Origin of the sequence: Desmospora profundinema (assembly GCF_031454155.1) — a bacterium.
GTDB lineage: Bacteria > Bacillota > Bacilli > Thermoactinomycetales > DSM-45169 > Desmospora > Desmospora profundinema.
Window position 1 is genome coordinate 301,637 of the sequence record NZ_JAVDQG010000002.1, and the last position, 16,667, is coordinate 318,303.

The 16,667-nt window shown below is 53.2% G+C and carries 14 protein-coding genes; 4 read left to right on the forward strand and 10 right to left on the reverse strand.

Features of this window, described 5'->3' with window-relative positions; translation table 11 throughout:
* Window positions 1–13: 13 nt before the first annotated feature.
* The 7 genes from dnaJ to lepA all read right to left on the reverse strand — a co-directional run bounded on the left by dnaJ (window position 14) and on the right by lepA (window position 9,729).
* The gene (dnaJ, locus tag JOE21_RS05145; protein WP_309863230.1) at window positions 14–1,135 is read right to left on the reverse strand and encodes a molecular chaperone DnaJ; all 1,122 of its coding nucleotides are present in this window, start codon (window positions 1,133–1,135) and stop codon (window positions 14–16) included.
* 117 nt (window positions 1,136–1,252) lie between these two features.
* The gene (dnaK, locus tag JOE21_RS05150; protein ID WP_309863233.1) at window positions 1,253–3,094 is read right to left on the reverse strand and encodes a molecular chaperone DnaK; all 1,842 of its coding nucleotides are present in this window, start codon (window positions 3,092–3,094) and stop codon (window positions 1,253–1,255) included.
* 42 nt (window positions 3,095–3,136) lie between these two features.
* On the reverse strand, window positions 3,137–3,892 hold the full coding sequence (grpE, locus tag JOE21_RS05155; RefSeq protein ID WP_309863234.1) for a nucleotide exchange factor GrpE: 756 nt from the start codon (window positions 3,890–3,892) through the stop codon (window positions 3,137–3,139).
* 15 nt (window positions 3,893–3,907) lie between these two features.
* Entirely contained in the window at window positions 3,908–5,449 is a 1,542-nt protein-coding gene (locus tag JOE21_RS05160; RefSeq protein ID WP_309863236.1) for a TCP-1/cpn60 chaperonin family protein, read from the reverse strand.
* 85 nt (window positions 5,450–5,534) lie between these two features.
* Window positions 5,535–6,560 (reverse strand): heat-inducible transcriptional repressor HrcA, encoded by a 1,026-nt coding sequence (gene hrcA / locus JOE21_RS05165; protein ID WP_309863238.1) that lies wholly within the window; start codon window positions 6,558–6,560, stop codon window positions 5,535–5,537.
* A gap of 115 nt (window positions 6,561–6,675) precedes the next feature.
* A complete protein-coding gene (gene hemW / locus JOE21_RS05170; protein WP_309863241.1) occupies window positions 6,676–7,821 on the reverse strand; it encodes a radical SAM family heme chaperone HemW in 1,146 nt (381 codons plus the stop codon).
* An 84-nt stretch (window positions 7,822–7,905) separates the two neighbouring features.
* Window positions 7,906–9,729, reverse strand: a complete 1,824-nt coding sequence (lepA, locus tag JOE21_RS05175) for a translation elongation factor 4 (protein ID WP_309863243.1) — start codon at window positions 9,727–9,729, stop codon at window positions 7,906–7,908.
* Window positions 9,730–9,949: 220 nt separating this feature from the next.
* Between lepA and JOE21_RS05180 the strand changes: the two genes are divergently transcribed.
* The 4 genes from JOE21_RS05180 (at window position 9,950) to coaA (ending at window position 13,241) form a co-directional block, all read left to right on the forward strand.
* Window positions 9,950–10,744, forward strand: coding sequence for a helix-turn-helix domain-containing protein (locus JOE21_RS05180; protein WP_309863246.1), 795 nt, complete (start codon window positions 9,950–9,952; stop codon window positions 10,742–10,744).
* Window positions 10,745–10,839: 95 nt separating this feature from the next.
* Entirely contained in the window at window positions 10,840–11,271 is a 432-nt protein-coding gene (locus tag JOE21_RS05185) for a VOC family protein (protein ID WP_309863248.1), read from the forward strand.
* A 288-nt stretch (window positions 11,272–11,559) separates the two neighbouring features.
* Window positions 11,560–12,132, forward strand: coding sequence for an alpha/beta hydrolase (locus JOE21_RS05190; protein ID WP_309863251.1), 573 nt, complete (start codon window positions 11,560–11,562; stop codon window positions 12,130–12,132).
* Window positions 12,133–12,296: 164 nt separating this feature from the next.
* Window positions 12,297–13,241, forward strand: coding sequence for a type I pantothenate kinase (gene coaA / locus JOE21_RS05195; protein WP_309863254.1), 945 nt, complete (start codon window positions 12,297–12,299; stop codon window positions 13,239–13,241).
* A 42-nt stretch (window positions 13,242–13,283) separates the two neighbouring features.
* Here coaA and JOE21_RS05200 read toward each other — a convergent pair whose 3' ends face one another.
* From JOE21_RS05200 to gpr, 3 genes are all read right to left on the reverse strand, one after another.
* Window positions 13,284–13,646 carry a DUF3679 domain-containing protein gene (locus tag JOE21_RS05200; protein ID WP_309863256.1) on the reverse strand — a complete coding sequence of 121 codons (363 nt, stop codon included), beginning with the start codon at window positions 13,644–13,646 and terminating at the stop codon, window positions 13,284–13,286.
* A 36-nt stretch (window positions 13,647–13,682) separates the two neighbouring features.
* Entirely contained in the window at window positions 13,683–14,831 is a 1,149-nt protein-coding gene (gene spoIIP, locus JOE21_RS05205; protein WP_309863259.1) for a stage II sporulation protein P, read from the reverse strand.
* A gap of 655 nt (window positions 14,832–15,486) precedes the next feature.
* Window positions 15,487–16,605 (reverse strand): GPR endopeptidase, encoded by a 1,119-nt coding sequence (gene gpr, locus JOE21_RS05210; protein WP_309863818.1) that lies wholly within the window; start codon window positions 16,603–16,605, stop codon window positions 15,487–15,489.
* Between the last annotated feature and the right edge of the window lie 62 nt (window positions 16,606–16,667).

The window sequence follows — 16,667 nt, forward strand, 5'->3', positions numbered from 1 at the left end:
CCGTTTTTAATGATCAATCACTGGTGAAAGCCCGTTTCATCTTATCAAAAAAACTGTTGTTCTGTTCGGAGATGTAGTCCCCGCTTAACTGACCGAATTCACGCAGAGTCTGCTTTTGCTCTTCAGTCATGTTCGTGGGGGTGACCACCTTCACCTTGACCCGCTGATCCCCCTGTCCATTGCCGTACAAGCGGGGGACTCCCTTGCCCCGGAGACGGAACTCCGCCCCGGTCTGGGTCCCGGCGGGAATCTTCATTTTGGCTTTTTTTCCATCCAAAGTGGGAACCACCACTTCATCTCCCAATCCGGCCTGGACAAAGGTGATGGGAAGTTCACACGTAATGTCATCTCCGGATCGCTTGAAGAAATCATGGCGTTTGATCTGGATCAGGATGTACAAGTCCCCAGGAGGACCGCCATTGACACCGGGTTCCCCTTCGCCGGCAATGCGCAGCTGTTTTCCTTCATCGATCCCCGGCGGAATGTTGACTTGTATTTTCTTGCGTTTTTTCACTTTACCGCTGCCCTTGCAATCGCCGCACTTCTCCCGAATGATGTTGCCTGTGCCCCCGCATTGCTGACAGATCCGCTTATTGACAATCCGGCCGAAGGGGGTCGATTGAATGCTCTCGGATTGACCGGTTCCCCGACATTCCGAACACGTTTCCGGATGGGTACCCGGTTTGGCACCATTGCCATGACAGGTGCTACAAGTCTCCGTACGGGGAATGGTCAGTTCCATATCTTTGCCGAAAACGGCATCTTTAAAGCTGACCGTCAGACGGTACTCCAAGTCGGCTCCCTGGCGCGGAGCATTGGGGTTGGCTCGTCTGCCCCCGAAAAACATATCAAAGATATCATTAAATCCGAAATCAGCGCCACCGGTCGCCCCATCAAAGCCGGCACCGGCGGCTCCGGGATCTGCCGTGCCAAATCGGTCATAATTGGCTCGCTTTCCGGAATCCCGAAGGACTTCGTACGCTTCTGTCGCTTCTTTGAACTTCTGTTCCGCATCCGGTGATTTATTGACATCTGGGTGATACTGGCGCGCTAATTTCCGATAGGCTTTTCGGATCTCTTCCGGACTGGCATCCCGGTTGACGCCCAATACCTTGTAATAATCTCGCTTGCTCACCGGATCACCTCCTTTATATTACAGAAGATGAAAAAACGCCTCCCGTGGTTCCCGTCCGAAACGGGAAAAAGCCAAAGCCAGGCGAAGCCCCGACTTTGACTCGACCCCGGGGAGACATTATTTCTCCCCTTTTTTCTCGTCTTCGTCCACCACTTCGTAGTCGGCGTCAACGACGTCCTCTTTATCCGCCCCTGAACGCTCCGCTTGCCCTTGAGTCTGGGCTGCTTCCTGTTGATACAGTTTGACAGAGAGCTGTTGCACTTCTTTTTCCAGCTCTTCGGAAGCTTGCTTGATCGCTTCCATGTCGTCGCCTTCCAGTGCTTTTTTCAGCTCTTCCTTGGCCTTTTCCGCTTTCTCCTTATCGGCTGCTTCCACTTTGTCACCCAAGTCTTTCAGGGTTTTTTCGGTGGTAAAGATCAATTGATCAGCCTTGTTGCGGATTTCCACCTGTTCTTTCCTCTTCTTGTCCTCTTCCGCATGGGTTTCGGCATCCCGAACCATTTGATCGATCTCATCATCGGAGAGACCGCTGGAGGATTGAATGGTAATCTCCTGGCTTTTACCGGTGGCCTTATCTTTTGCAGACACGTTGACGATCCCGTTCCGGTCGATTTTGAAGGTCACCTCAATCTGAGGAATCCCCCGAGGCGCCGGCGGAATATCCGTCAGTTGGAAGTTCCCCAAGCTCTTGTTGTCGGCGGCCATTTGCCGTTCCCCTTGCAGCACGTGGATGTCCACTGCTGTTTGGTTGTCGGCGGCGGTGGAGAATACCTGGGACTTCTCAGTCGGGATGGTGGTATTGCGGTCAATCAACTTGGTGGAGACTCCACCCAGGGTTTCAATTCCCAGAGAAAGAGGGGTCACATCGAGAAGGACCACATCTTTCACATCTTCGGAGAGAACCCCTGCCTGGATGGCCGCACCCATGGCCACCACTTCATCCGGATTGACACCTTTGCTTGGATCTTTACCCGTCAGTTTCTTGATCGCTTCCTGAACAGCCGGAATCCGGGTGGATCCACCCACCAAGATGACACGATCAATGTCACCTGCCTGCATGCCGGCATCCTGCAGAGCACGTCGTGTGGGGCGCATCGTCCGTTCCACCAACTCGGCGGTCAGCTCCTCAAACTTGGCCCGGGTCAAGGTCAGCTCCAAGTTCTTGGGCCCAGTGGCATCCGCGGTTAAGAAGGGAAGATGGATGTCGGTGGTCAAGACGCCGGAAAGATCTTTCTTTGCTTTTTCAGCGGCATCCTTCAGACGCTGCATCGCCATCTTATCGTGCGAAATATCGATGCCGTGTTCTTTTTTAAATTCCTGAACGAGGTAATCAATGACCACCTGGTCGAAATCGTCCCCGCCCAATTTATTGTCGCCGCTGGTGGCTTTCACTTCAAACAAGCCGTCTCCCAGTTCCAGGATGGAAACGTCGAAGGTTCCCCCGCCCAGGTCGAATACGAGAATGGTTTGCTCCTGGTCTTTCTTGTCGATCCCGTACGCAAGAGCGGCAGCCGTCGGTTCGTTGATGATCCGAAGGACTTCTAATCCAGCGATTTTACCGGCATCTTTGGTAGCCTGACGCTGGCTGTCGTTAAAGTAGGCAGGCACGGTGATGACTGCTTGGGAAACCGTCTCGCCCAGATAGCTTTCCGCGTCTGCTTTCAATTTTTGCAGGATCATAGCGGAAATTTCTTGAGGGGTGTACGCTTTATCCCCGATTCTTTCTTTGTAAGCGGTCCCTATGTGCCGCTTGATGGAGCTCACCGTACGGTCTGGGTTGGTGATCGCCTGCCGTTTGGCGGCATCACCAACCAGTCGTTCACCGGTCTTGGAGAAACCCACAACGGACGGAGTCGTCCGGCCTCCTTCTGCATTGGGAATAACCGTCGGTTCACTTCCCTCCATAAACGCCACGCAGGAGTTGGTGGTTCCCAAATCAATTCCAATCACTTTACCCATCCTTGATGTACCCCCTGTTCACATATCTAAATCGATGACGAATCAGGAGCTGACCTTCACCATGGAAGGCCGGATCACCCGATCATGGTACCGATATCCCTTTTGCAACTCTTCGACGACTGTTCCTGCTTCCACTCCCTCCGCTTCCACTTCCATCACCGCGTTGTGTTCGTGGGGGTTGAAAGGGAGCCCTTTTGCTTCAATGACGGATAATCCGTGGTTTTCCAGGGATTGAATCAACTGCCGGTACACCATTTCCACTCCCTGGTGCAGACTGTCGTCCCCATTGGATCCGCCGGCTGCCAATGCTCGTTCCAAATTGTCCAGTACGGGCAGCAATGATTCAAGCATCGGTACAGCTGCATACTTCACAGCCTCTTCCCGGTCCTTGCGACTGCGTCGACGGAAATTTTCCAAATCGGCACGAGCCCGCAGCACCTGCTCCTGGGCTTCCTCCATCCGTTTCTTCAGCTCTTCCGTCAACTGCCGGTTCTCTTCCGCTTCTTTTTGCAGCGCTTCTGTCTGTTCCCGCAATTGTCGAAGCTCCTCCGGATCGGTTGCCGGGACCGGGCCAGGCACCTCATTGGCGTGGACGGAGCCGGGTGCCTCCGCCTGAGGAGCCTGGGGAGGGGGAGTCGGCACTTCTTCCTGGCTATGTAAAGGAGCCGTCTCGCCCTGTTCCTGGGCTTTGGCCGCCTCTTCCTCCACTTTTCTTCTTTCTTCCGCTTCTTTCATCTTACGCAGTTCACGCGCTGTACGGGGACGATAGTCCCCTTGGTTTGGGTCTTGCGCAGTCATCGGTTATCCTTCACCTCAATCGGCTTTTTTCATCCGAACCACTGTATGGATCCGAAGAATGGCAGTACTCACTTCACTCGCGGCCTGAAGCGCATGGTATTTCACCGGAAGAGGGTCCACAACCCCCATGTCCACCATATCGCAGACAGCTCCGCGGTCACAGTCGATCCCTAAGGATGCGGACTGGCGCTTCCACTGAAGTGCTTTTACCTCTTCCACCTTTTCCAACGGGTTGAAGCCGGCGTTGTCCACGACCTGAGCCATGGGACGATGCAGGGCTTCGGCTAAAGCAGCCACTCCGAACGCTTCCGTCCCTTGAACGGTGTCCCGGTATTTCTCCACTTCCCGGGCCAATGCCAGTTCAGCTGCACCGCCGCCGGGTAAGAATCCGCCCCGGATCGCCGCTTGCACAGCAGCGGCTGCATCCTTGGTGATCCGCTCCCGTTCATCCACCAGTTCTTCCGTGGGAGCGGCAACCAAGATCGTGGCAACCGGTTTCCCTTGACCGCCGAGAATGCGAATCCGTTTCAGAATAGGATCATCCTCCGCCTCTTCGCATAGGCCGAGCACCTCGTTTAGTTCTTCCGGTGTCTTTTTCAAACCGGTCCGCTTAATGGGGCGGGCACCCGTGTGTTCCGCGATCCGTAAAATCTCCCGTTCATCCACACCCTGGACGACCATGCGGTCGGCGTCGGTCAACAGCTCTTCCGCCTGGGGATCCACCTCCCCCTGCACCACAATCAAGTCGACAACCTGTTCCACCAGAGCGAGGACCGTCGCTTCAAACTCCTGTTTCAGTTTTTCCTGTTTGGTAAAGCCCGCTTCCGTTCTTAGGGATTCCTCGTCCACCGGTTCGGGCTTTAGATCATCCGCCACGACCAAAACCCGAACCGGGCCATCCACTGGCGGCCTGGTACGGTTGACACGCCCCCGCTGGGTCAATAAACCGGCGAAGATGCTGCTTTCCGCCCGGGGATGGGCCACAACCGATTCAGATAGCTTAAAGTGTTTCTCTAAAAGCTTTTCCCGCCCCACCATCACCGCCGCTTCCATCACCAATTCCGTGATATCTTCCTGCTCCCGACCGGCGGTGTAAGCGATCCGCTGCAACCATTCATCTTCCATATCCCAGATTGGATTGGCCATCTCCTGCATCCGCTCCAAAGCGAATCGCACGCCTTTGCGAATCCCGGCAATGACCTTTGCCACTGGGACACCCCGGCTGACCTGCTTCTCCCCTTCTTCAACCAGAGCAGCGGCCAACAAAGTGGCTGTCGTGGTTCCGTCACCCACTTCATCCTGCTGAGCTTTGGAGATGTTGGCGATCATGCGTGCCGCCGGATGTTGTGCATCCATCATATTTAAAATAGTAACACCATCATTGGTGACGATGACGTTTCCCCTGTCATCCACCAACATTGTATCCAGCCCTTTTGGACCTAAAGTACCGGCCACCGCAGAAGCCATCCGCTGCACTACTTCCGCGTTGGACCGAAGTGCACCTGTCTTCGGTCCGTCATTGATGGGTGGGACTTTGTGTCGATCCCCGCTATCCATGGATATGCTCCCTCGCTTCCAGTTGTAACATCGGCATCAGGGAATCCCGCGCCATCCGTATCTGCTTTAAGCCGACACAACCTTGTCAACCATAGGTGCGACGCAAATGCTCGGAAAAATCGTCCGCCAGCAATTGTAACAAACTGACCACTTTACTGTAATCCATACGCGTCGGACCCAGGACCCCGATGCGACCCAAGGAGCGACCCTCGATGGAAAAGGAAACGGTCACAATACTGCAATTGTTCATAGCTTCCAAATGGTTTTCCTCTCCGATTTTGACCTGCAACCCTCCGGAGAAACCGGAGACCAGTTTGGCCAAGGTTTCGCCCTCTTCCAGAAGGTCCATCAGAGCCTTCACCTTTCCAACATCCCGGAACTCCGGTTGTGTCAACATGTTGGTGGTACCGCTGGTAAACACTTGACCTTCCAAGTGAGCCGCCAACATCTGATCGATCATCGCTAAAATGGATTCATACTGCTCCACATGGCGGCTTAACTCAGCGGACAATTCCTGGTAGACCGTCTGTTTCAGACAATGGAGAGGAACACCTGTCAGTTTGGCATTCAGCAGGTTGACCATCGTTTCAATAGATGACAGAGAGACCCCTTCGGGGACGATGATCCGCCGTTGGTCGACATGACCGGTATCCGTCACGATGATGGCGACGGCCATCCGTTCATTGACCGGAACCACTTGCAAATGTTTCAGTTTATTGTCGGACAGCTCCGGACCCAAAATAATCGACGTGTAATTGGTCATTCGGGACAAGATGGCAGCTGTCTGTTCTATGGTTTGTTCCAATGCATCCATCTGCGACGCAAACAACCGGCGCACGCTTAACAAATCAGAGCGATTCACCTGTCCCGGCTGCATCAGATGGTCCACGTAAAACCGATAGCCAAAATGGCTCGGCACCCGGCCTGCCGACGTATGCGGTTGTTCCAGGAAGCCCATTTCCTCCAAATCCGCCAGTTCATTTCGGATCGTGGCCGCGCTGCAACCGATGTCATCCCGTTTGGATAATGTCCGGGATCCTACCGGCTCCGCCTGCTCGATGTACTCCTCGATGAGCGCCCGCAGAATCAGGTGTTGACGTGGTGACAGCATGGGCCCCACCTCCTTGTTAGCACTCCCATAAATCGAGTGCTAAATCCTCCAATTAAACGTATCAAACCGCCGGAACAATGTCAACGCTGATTGTTCTGACAGTGCAGGACTCGCCTTACGCAGCTTCTCCCAGAAAAGAGGAGAATACCTCATTTCCGAACAACAAACCCCGTTCCGTGAGACGATAGCGGTCCTTCTCGCACACAATCAAACCTTTGTCGAGAAGACCCGGAAGCACATGGGCAAATACGGTTTCGATTTCGGTTCCGAAGCGATTTTGAAACACCCGGCGGCTCACCCCTTCCAACAAACGCAAACCGAGGATCAACTGGTTTTCCATCTCTTCCGACCGATGGACCGGGTGCACATCCGCTGCAGGGAGACCATCCCGGGTGATTCGAATATATTCTTTCACCCCTTTTACGTTTTGGTGACGCTGTCCCCGGGTGTAGCCATGGGCGCCGGTTCCCAGTCCGTAGTAGGGAAGATTAAGCCAATAGGTGGAATTGTGACGGCTCTTTCGTCCGGCACGACTGAAGTTGGACACTTCGTATTGGTGATAGCCCGCTTCCGTCAAACGACGACGGGTTCGTTGGTACATCTCCAACTCATCGTCTTCCGACGGCAGGGGCAGCTTTCCTTGTAACAGACGGGTATGAAACAGCGTCCCCTCCTCCACCTTGAGACTATAAACGGAAAAGTGGTCCGGTTTCAGAGCCAGAGCCCGCTCCAGCGCTTCCTCCATGTCTTCCACTGTCTGCTCCGGCAGACCGAACATTAAATCCAGCGAAACGTTGGAAATTCCTGCGGAGCGGGCTTCTTCTACACTCCGAACGATGGCCTCGACGGAATGAACACGGCCGATCCGTTCCAACAAGTCCGATCGGAACGTCTGAGCGCCGATACTGAGTCGATTGACCCCTCCGTCAACCATGACGGAGAGCAGTTCCGACTCTGTCGTTCCCGGATTGGCTTCCACAGTGAATTCCAATTCGGGGGACCAACGGGGAAAATAGCGCCGGATGGCCTGTAGCAATGTTTCCATTTGGCGGGGGGTTAACACCGTCGGTGTGCCGCCGCCGATAAAAATGGTCTCAATGGTTTCCGGCGGAACCGCTTCCACCGTTTGGGCCATCTCCCGCTCCAACGCTTCCAGGTATTCATCCACCGGCTGTCCCCCCACCACATAGGCGGTGAAGTCACAGTAATGGCATTTATGCGTGCAAAACGGGATATGGATATAGACGGAGCGGGGATTCATGCAACGTTCCTCCTTCCCCCGAAAAAACGCCAGAGGCGAAGCCACTGGCGGCGAGCGATGTTCAAACCGTATTCATGGACCCCTTTACTTATTGGAGTCATCCATCTGCAACACGGCCATGAACGCCTCCTGGGGCACTTCCACATTGCCCACGGCTTTCATCCGCTTTTTCCCTTCCTTTTGCTTCTCCAACAACTTTCGCTTCCGGGTGATGTCCCCCCCGTAGCATTTAGCCAACACATTTTTGCGTTGGGCACGGATCGTCTCCCTTGCCACCACCTTGTTTCCGATGGCCGCTTGTACCGGAACTTCAAACATCTGGCGCGGAATCAGCTCTTTCAATTTTTCTACCAACTGTCGACCGCGATGATACGCTTTGTCCCGGTGGACGATAAAAGAAAGTGCATCGACGGGTTCCCCGTTCAATAGGATATCCATTTTCACCAGTTTGGACGTTTTGTATCCGATCAGCTCATAATCAAAGGAAGCGTACCCTTTGGTGCCGGACTTCAGTTGGTCGAAAAAGTCGTAAACGATCTCCGCCAGCGGCAGCTCATAGATAATGTTGACCCGGTTGGCGTCCAGGTACTGCATATCGACATAATCGCCCCGTTTGGACTGGCACAATTCCATCACAGCCCCGACGTAATCATTAGGTACCATGACACTTGCTTTGACATACGGTTCCTCCACATGGTCAATCTCCTGGGAGGGCGGCATATGGGTCGGGTTTTCAATCTCCAGCCGTTCCCCGTCCGTTTTGAATACCCGATAGACCACGCTGGGAGCCGTTGTGATCAAGGGGATGTTAAATTCCCTTTCAATCCGTTCCTGGATGATCTCCATATGGAGCAGGCCTAAGAATCCACACCGGAAACCGAAGCCCAGCGCCCCGGAAGTTTCCGGCTCGTAGCGGAGGGAAGCATCGTTTAACTCCAGCTTCTCCAAAGCCTCCCGAAGATCGTCGTAATCAGAGGAGTCCACCGGATACATCCCGCAAAACACCATGGGATTGATCTTGCGATAGCCTGGCAGGGGTTCAGGTGCCGGGTTGGAAGCATCCGTAATCGTATCCCCCACCCGGGTATCCTTCACGTTTTTGATGGAAGCCACCATAAAACCCACCTCGCCGACAGACAGCTCGTCTTTCAGCATCGGTTTGGGGGCGAACACCCCGACTTCCGTCACTTCAAATTCCTTCCCTGTCGCCATCATCCGCACCTTCATCCCTTTTTTAATGGTGCCGTCCACCACCCGGATGTAGGTGATCACGCCTTTATAAGTGTCATACAGGGAATCGTAGATGAGCGCTTTCAACGGAGCGTCCGGATCCCCCTCGGGAGCCGGTACCTTTGCCACGATCTCCTCCAGGATCTCCTCGATTCCAATACCCGCTTTTGCCGAAGCCAATACCGCTTCGGAAGCGTCCAGGCCAATCAGTTCCTCAATCTCTTCCCGCACCCGTTCCGGTTCGGCGCTGGGCAGGTCGATCTTATTGATCACCGGCAGGATTTCCAGATCATTGTCCAGGGCCAGATAGACATTGGCCATCGTCTGGGCTTCCACTCCCTGGGCTGCGTCCACCACCAGCAGCGCTCCTTCGCAAGCCGCTAAGCTGCGGGAGACTTCATAGGTAAAGTCTACATGTCCAGGGGTGTCGATTAAATTGAGGATATATTCGTTTCCGTCCTTCGCCTGATACGGCAAGCGGACGGACTGCAGCTTGATGGTGATCCCCCGTTCCCGTTCCAAGTCCATGGAGTCCAGGAACTGGTCCTGCATTTCTCGATCGGACAACGCCCCCGTATGCTCCAAAATGCGGTCGGCCAAGGTGGACTTACCGTGGTCGATATGGGCGATGATTGAAAAATTGCGGATCCGTTCTTGCTGTCGTTGCTTCTGGGCCATTTTTGTTCCCTCCTGCGATGAAAACACGCGCCAACTACATCCTATTTATTATATCAGCACCTTTTTGCCTCATCAAATGGGATTGCCCCAGATGGGTGCAAGAGGAAAAAAGGAAACCGATATACCGTTATGTTTTTTCAGTAAATATGCGGTGGCACAAATAGAACGTGTGTTCTATATTAAGGGTAGAACAGGCCAGAGAAGGCAGGTGTAGGGAAAAATGACGGATCGGTATTCAGAAATCGACGCCGTGATCACCTATATTCATCAGCATATCGAGGAGCCGCTCCCGCTTTCCCGGTTGGCCGACCATGTTGCCTACAGCCCGTACCATTTTACACGTATCTTTAAGGAAAGAATCGGCCTTTCACCTCACTACTATATTTCTTCCCTCCGGTTGCAAAAGGCAAAAGAATTATTGATCCATACAAACCTACCCGTTCGTGATATCGGATTGGAGATCGGACAGCAGAGTCTGGGGACCTTCACGACCCGCTTTACCCAACGGGTAGGAGTGACACCGTCCCAATTTCGGAAATCGATGATGCAGGCGGACCGCTGCTTGCAATCCTTGCAGAAACTTACGGATTGGGGTGCAGCCCATCCTCCTCTTCATCCATCCATCCGAATAAAAGGAACCGTTCAAGCGGAGATTCCTTTTGAAGGTGTCGTTTTTATCGGTTTGTTCGCCAAACCGATTCCGGAAGGACTCCCCCTGTACGGTACGCTTCTATCCTCGTTAGGGGATTTTAATTTTGCAGATGTGAAACCGGGCACCTATTACCTGATGGCTACATCGGTTTCCTGGGGGATGCAGGCAAAGGAGATTTTGCTTCCACACACCACCCTACGGACCCGATCGAAAAAGCCGATCATCGTCAAGCCCTTCTCTCCCGTCCCTGATCAGCAGGTGACACTCCACCCTCCTCGACTGGACGATCCCCCTATTCTCATTTCTTTGCCCCTGTTGATGCGTCACTTCCTTGCCCACACTCTTCAACATCGCAATCGATAAGAAATGTCACCATCGGCCAACTGCTAGAATGAAGAAGAAATGGAAAACAAATGAGCAGCGCAAAAAAGACCCATACCATGAAAGAGGTGTAGAAAATGATTGTAGGAATCAACCCCTTCTTGGTTTTGGATGGCGATGGACAGAAAGCGGTGCGTTTTTATGAGCAAGCATTGGATGCAACGGTTCTGAGCGTTCAAACGTTCGCAGAAATGCCCGAAAACCCGGAATTCCGCATTCCGGATGATGCGAAAGACCGCGTTCTACATGCCCATTTAAAAGTCGGGAATACGGATTTGATGATTTCCGATACATGCCCACAGCGTCAAACATACTCCATCGGATCACAAGTCACCATCGCCATCACCATCAGCGATCTAGAAAAGTCAAAACAAGTCTTCAACCGGTTAAAAGAAGGCGGTCAAGTCGTCATGTCTCTTCAAGAAACGTTCTGGAGCCCGTTATACGGACAAGTGACCGATAAATTCGGGGTAACCTGGCACGTGTCCACTCATGTTACCGACAGCTGATGGATGGCTCATGCCCCTGCTGCCAATAGGGATTGTCTTTTCTCTGAAAAAAAATCAACGTTACATGATGGGGCACTCGATTTCTCGTCATGATCCAGGATCGTTGATAAATAAAAGGAGCCAGCTTACCGGCTCCTTTTATTTTTTATCTTTCAAAATCCTAAATCTCCAGGCTCAGAGAAAAGTGACCTCCTCGATTGATCGTATCGCTCGATGGCTTCATCGAGGGACAATATCGAGAAATCATGAAGGCACCCCCTCACGTTATCATGGAAGGAGCCCATCCGTATGAAAAAGAACGCATTATTCATTCACAGTGCAGGACCTCAAGAAGGTCTTCAAGGAAGCAGTGGTTTGGCCGCCTCTTTACAAGAGGCGATCGGTGCAGAATACAATCTGTTTCATCCGCAAATGCCCCATCCGGAAACCCCCACGTACAAGCGATGGAAAAGACAGCTTGAAAAAGAATGTGTCGCCTTAAACGGTGAGGTTATTCTCATCGGACATTCTTTGGGCGGTTCCGTTCTGTTGAAGTTTCTTTCCGAAGGCGGAGCTCGGCATCTGACCATTTCAGGATTGTTTATGATTGCCGCGCCATACTGGGGCAAAGGCCCGGATTGGCAGAACGATGAGTACACGTTACGTGAAAATTTCGTTTTACGCCTTCCTTCAATCTCGCACCTCTTCCTCTACCACAGCCGAGGCGATACAATCGTACCGCTTGCCCACCAAAGGTACTATCAAAAACAGCTTCCGCAGGCAACCAGTCGTATACTCCATGGTGAGGATCATTTATTCCCCAATGGAATACCAGAACTTGTTGCAGACATGAAGCGCCTGAAATCATTAAAAATGGAGTAATCACCCTGGGAGCCTTCCTTACTCCTCCACTCAAGACATCGTTCCCTGGGTGAAAAGTGTATACTACATAACGGGAGGGAAACGCTTTTGCATCATCGGTCAGGCGCCACCCGGTCCTCACGTGATCCCGATACGGAATGAAGCCCCAAAAATAAGGTGATCCCATGTCCAACGAGTCGTCATTTTCCCCTTACCATACATATGACCGCATCGAATGGAGCCGCTTAGGAAGAGGAATTCCTCTGTCTGTTTCCGAAGGCGAACTGGAACGGTTGCGAGGGAAGAACGATCCCATCGTGTTGGCGGAGGTATCGGAGGTTTACCTGCCACTGGCTAAACTGATCTATCTCCTGGAAGACAGAAATCATATCGACCAGAAAACGACCCATCTGTTTTTGGGTAAGATTCCACCGAAGGTCCCCTTTATTATCGGAATTGCCGGCAGTGTCGCCGCGGGTAAAAGCACGGCGGCCCGGCTTCTGAAGATCCTGCTTAGCCGCCTGCCCCATCGTCCCCAGGTGGATCTGGTTACTACTGACGGATTCCTCCACCCCAATGCCGTGTTGGAAAAACGGGGGTTGATGAAGCGGAAAGGGTTCCCCGAAAGCTATGACGTTCGGCGGTTGATCCGTTTTCTAGCTGATATCAAATCGGGGGTTCCCCAGGTGGAAATTCCCGTCTACTCTCATTTGATCTACGATATCGTGCCAGGAGAGACACAGGTGATCCGCCAGCCCGATCTCTTGATCCTGGAAGGCCTCAACATTTTGCAAACACCCCAGGCAGATGAGAAAGCCCCCCGGTTGACGGTATCGGATTTTCTGGATTTTTCTCTCTATGTGGACGCCAGGGAAGACGACTTGACCCGATGGTATGTGGAACGGTTTCAGCTGTTGCGAAAGACCGCCTTTCGCCAGCCGGAGTCCTACTTTCGACGTTACGCCAACTTGTCGGTGGAGGAGGCGGAGAAAACCGCTCTGTCGATCTGGAAAGAAATAAACGCCCGCAATCTGGCGGAAAATATCGCCCCCACTCGGGAACGGGCCCGACTCATCCTGGAAAAAGGTGCGGACCATTCCATCCGTCGCATCCGTTTACGACGGTTTTGAGAGGAGGAAAAGAAAGACCGCCCAAGTAAGGGCGGTCTTTTTTCATCGGCTCCCCTCCACCAAATCCGCCAACGCCGTCACTACCTTGCGGGCGGTTTCTCTGACATGATGGCCGGTGCGGTTGCCCGCCTGGGCCAACCAACTCCCTTGCTGGTTTACAACCGTCTTAACCTCCTCCACTTCTTCTTTCGTTTCCTCCACCGCCTCTTCCGGTACATCCGTCTCATAGACATGGCCCAGGACAGCGATTTCGACCCGACCGTTTTCCGGTGTGATCTGGACGGCACGGGGAGCCCCTTCACTCCCTTGGATCTTCTGGATATTTCGCTCAGCCGTGTCGATCCCGAGAAAGATGCCAAACATCAGGACCAGCATCAGCGTCATCACCTGTACCATGAATCGCATGTCCTTCACCTGCCTTATGGAAAGTTAAGGGTCACACTACTCTCCGTCCGGTTGAGCGTCCACCGGAACCGCGTCAAAGTGGATTTCCGCTAGAGCCTGTGCCAGCGCATCGGCGGATCGATACGCCTCCTCGAAGGTGTTGTCCACTCCGCCGATTTCCACCAAAACGCTGTTAGGAGCCAGTGATTGGTTGTACTCGCCGTTCCCCATCATCGGAGTTTTGCGAAAAACGCCCTTGGATAAACCTGGATACAATTCGTCCAATTTCTTGTGCAGATTCATCGCAAAACGCTGGTTTTTCTCCCAGTCTTTGTGCCCGGTACCGATGACAAAAGCGATCTGAGCGTACGGTTCGCCTCTGATCTCCTTAGTCGTTGACTTTCTCCGCTGGGCATCCCGGTGGATATCCAGAATGTACTGCAGGTCATCATGGCGTTCCATCGCCTGGACCACCGTTTCCCTTGAAGCCTTGTACAGGTGGTTCCATTCAGCGTTGTATCCCTTTGTGGATACATCCGCCCCCAGTCCGTGCTTTTCCAATTGTTTACCCAGATGCGTCCCCACTCGGGTAATGTTCTTTTTTGTGTCATAGGCCCGGTTGGGTTCATCTTCACCCGACAGCTCCGGCAAATAAGATTCCGTAAAATGAGTATGATAGATGAACACTTTTTTCTTGTCGGAGGCCGAAGCCGGAGGGGCTTTTTCTTCTTCTTTCCCAGGGGGATGCGAGCCTTCGTTCAGTTTTTCTTCCAAATCGGGCGGCGGGGGGGATTCAATGGGAACCGATGTGTAATCGACCCCTTCCCCTGCCACCACGATCTCCGTGTCGAAAAGGGCGAAGCCCGGCAGCTCACTCCCCAGGAAGCTGCGAGGATCTTCCGGGTTAACACTGGTCACCAATTCGAAAAATATCCGGGAGTACGGGGGCTCTTTGGCCGCCACTTCCGGTATGTGCGTCAAATAAGGAAGTTCTCCCCCCATCAGATAGAGGAGGGTTTCAGTGGAAAAGTGGGACATCACCTTGCCCAGATCGGTGGCATGGGCGCTTCGTTCCGCCTGCGACATGGCGAACAGGCCCGTCAAGACAAAGATAACCGCAGTTCCCAGGATGAGAATCACGAACAGCTGGCGCACCCGGGGGCCGGACATATTAACCGAGGTGAATCGATGGTGGCGGTTGTGCATCCTTCTTCCTCCCATGTGCTTGTCTACTTCATGTTATGGAAGGAAGAGCCGATCTAGAACATCACTCTATGAAAAAGTGGAACGTGACGCCAACTAGAAATCCAGCGGGTGAGGCCATACCGGTTGCGGGTTATTCCCCTTTCACAACGGATCAATCTATTCCCCCTTCTATCAATATCGACCGTGTTTTCGCGGGAGGGAGGATTGTTAATCCTACGGTGTCGACTCTGCCACGCATAGCGAGACCGGGAACGAAGTGACCTAGGGCGTGTCTGAACAATCCGTGGCGGGATCCCGGGTCGGTATGGCTGTCTTCGTTTCGTTGCAAAAAGCGCAAAGGCTCTCCGCCAGCCACACCGACCCTCTCTTGTTCTTGCGAAAAATTGAATTTACCAGACAGGCCCTAGTACTACAGTTACATTTGTACGAAGAGTGTATAGGAGCGTGGGTTAGTCGGGCTGGTGGGCTGTCTTCGATCTCTTGCAAAAAGCGCAAAGGATCGCAGCCATCCCACCACCCTCCCTTCTCACATCTGCGCCTGCTTTTTTAAGTACAACTGTAGTACTAGGCGAGACTTGTGCTCTGTGAGTGCATGGAGCGAAGAAGGAAAACCAAGCCGTCTGATTGGTTCTCAGCACTCGCATGCACCAGGGACTTAATTCACGTGAGCGGATACGTTTTCCGGGGTGACCGCCTCATGAAGGGCTACATTGAGCCCGTCGGCCACCAATTTCCCCATATCCCCGATAAAGCTGTCCACTTCTTTTGGAGTCACGATCAGGTTTTGACCGAGGGGTTCCAATACCTCGTGGATTAGTTGCCGCTTCTCTTCGGGGTCCAACCCCCCCACCATCCCCAACATTCGCTGCCTGTCTTCCGGTAGAATTTCCTGTGATTGCAGCTCCTTCACACTGGCCCGGTTCAACGGATCCAGCGGGTTGGTCGGTTTTTTTTGCTTTATCTCCCGTTGCAGATGGGCCAATACAAAATCGACGGTGTCATGGGCGATGGTAGTGGCATCCACCACTGTGGGAATCCCGATGGCGATTACGGGAATACCCAGGGATTCCCGATTGATCGCCTTTCGTTTGTTGCCCACGCCCGATCCGGGATGAATACCGGAATCGGCCACCTGGATGGTGGTGTTCACACGGCTTAAAGCCCGTGATGCCAGCGCATCGACGGCGATGACGGCATCAGGCTTCGTCTTCTCGACGATCCCAAACACAATCTCGCTGGTTTCCATCCCAGTGATTCCCAAAACCCCGGGAGAAATGGCGGCCACCGGACGATACCCCGACTCCACTCGATCAGGCATCAGTTGGAAGAGATGACGGGTAACCATCGTATGTTTCACCACAAACGGACCCAACGCGTCGGCAGTGACGTTCCAGTTTCCCAGACCGACGACCAAGATACTGGTATCGGGGCCGATACCCGCTTTTTCCAGGAAGCGGGAAAATTCCCTGGCGAAGTGGACGGCTACACGGTGCTGAAGTTTGGAATCCTGGCTCCGCAACGCCGGCACTTCCAAGGTAAGGTACAATCCAGGCACCTTTCCCAGTTCCCTGGAGCCCTGCTCATCTTTGATACGGATCCAGCTGGTTATGATTCCGTTCTCCTCTGTTTCATCCATTTCGACGCCGGGGATACCGCTCTCTGCCTCTTCCTGATTTTCCAAGGCCATGTCATGAGCTTCCCGGGCCAGATCCGTCCGAACCTGAAACGGTCCCAGGTCCACAAAATGTTCTTCGCTTGATTGCCTTTCGTCCATGGGCATCCATCCCACCTCTTTGCACGCTTTGCTACCATTCTCTCCAAAGCGCCCCCTAGTTT

Bases quoted from the DNA above. Each gene is read 5' to 3' on its own strand.
- dnaK (WP_309863233.1), bottom strand. From the start codon at position 3,094: ATGGGTAAAGTGATTGGAATTGATTTGGGAACCACCAACTCCTGCGTG.
- grpE (WP_309863234.1), bottom strand. From the start codon at position 3,892: ATGACTGCGCAAGACCCAAACCAAGGGGACTATCGTCCCCGTACAGCG.
- JOE21_RS05160 (WP_309863236.1), bottom strand. From the start codon at position 5,449: ATGGATAGCGGGGATCGACACAAAGTCCCACCCATCAATGACGGACCG.
- hrcA (WP_309863238.1), bottom strand. From the start codon at position 6,560: ATGCTGTCACCACGTCAACACCTGATTCTGCGGGCGCTCATCGAGGAG.
- hemW (WP_309863241.1), bottom strand. From the start codon at position 7,821: ATGAATCCCCGCTCCGTCTATATCCATATCCCGTTTTGCACGCATAAA.
- lepA (WP_309863243.1), bottom strand. From the start codon at position 9,729: ATGGCCCAGAAGCAACGACAGCAAGAACGGATCCGCAATTTTTCAATC.
- JOE21_RS05180 (WP_309863246.1), top strand. From the start codon at position 9,950: ATGACGGATCGGTATTCAGAAATCGACGCCGTGATCACCTATATTCAT.
- JOE21_RS05185 (WP_309863248.1), top strand. From the start codon at position 10,840: ATGATTGTAGGAATCAACCCCTTCTTGGTTTTGGATGGCGATGGACAG.
- JOE21_RS05190 (WP_309863251.1), top strand. From the start codon at position 11,560: ATGAAAAAGAACGCATTATTCATTCACAGTGCAGGACCTCAAGAAGGT.
- coaA (WP_309863254.1), top strand. From the start codon at position 12,297: ATGTCCAACGAGTCGTCATTTTCCCCTTACCATACATATGACCGCATC.
- JOE21_RS05200 (WP_309863256.1), bottom strand. From the start codon at position 13,646: ATGCGATTCATGGTACAGGTGATGACGCTGATGCTGGTCCTGATGTTT.
- spoIIP (WP_309863259.1), bottom strand. From the start codon at position 14,831: ATGCACAACCGCCACCATCGATTCACCTCGGTTAATATGTCCGGCCCC.
- gpr (WP_309863818.1), bottom strand. From the start codon at position 16,605: ATGGACGAAAGGCAATCAAGCGAAGAACATTTTGTGGACCTGGGACCG.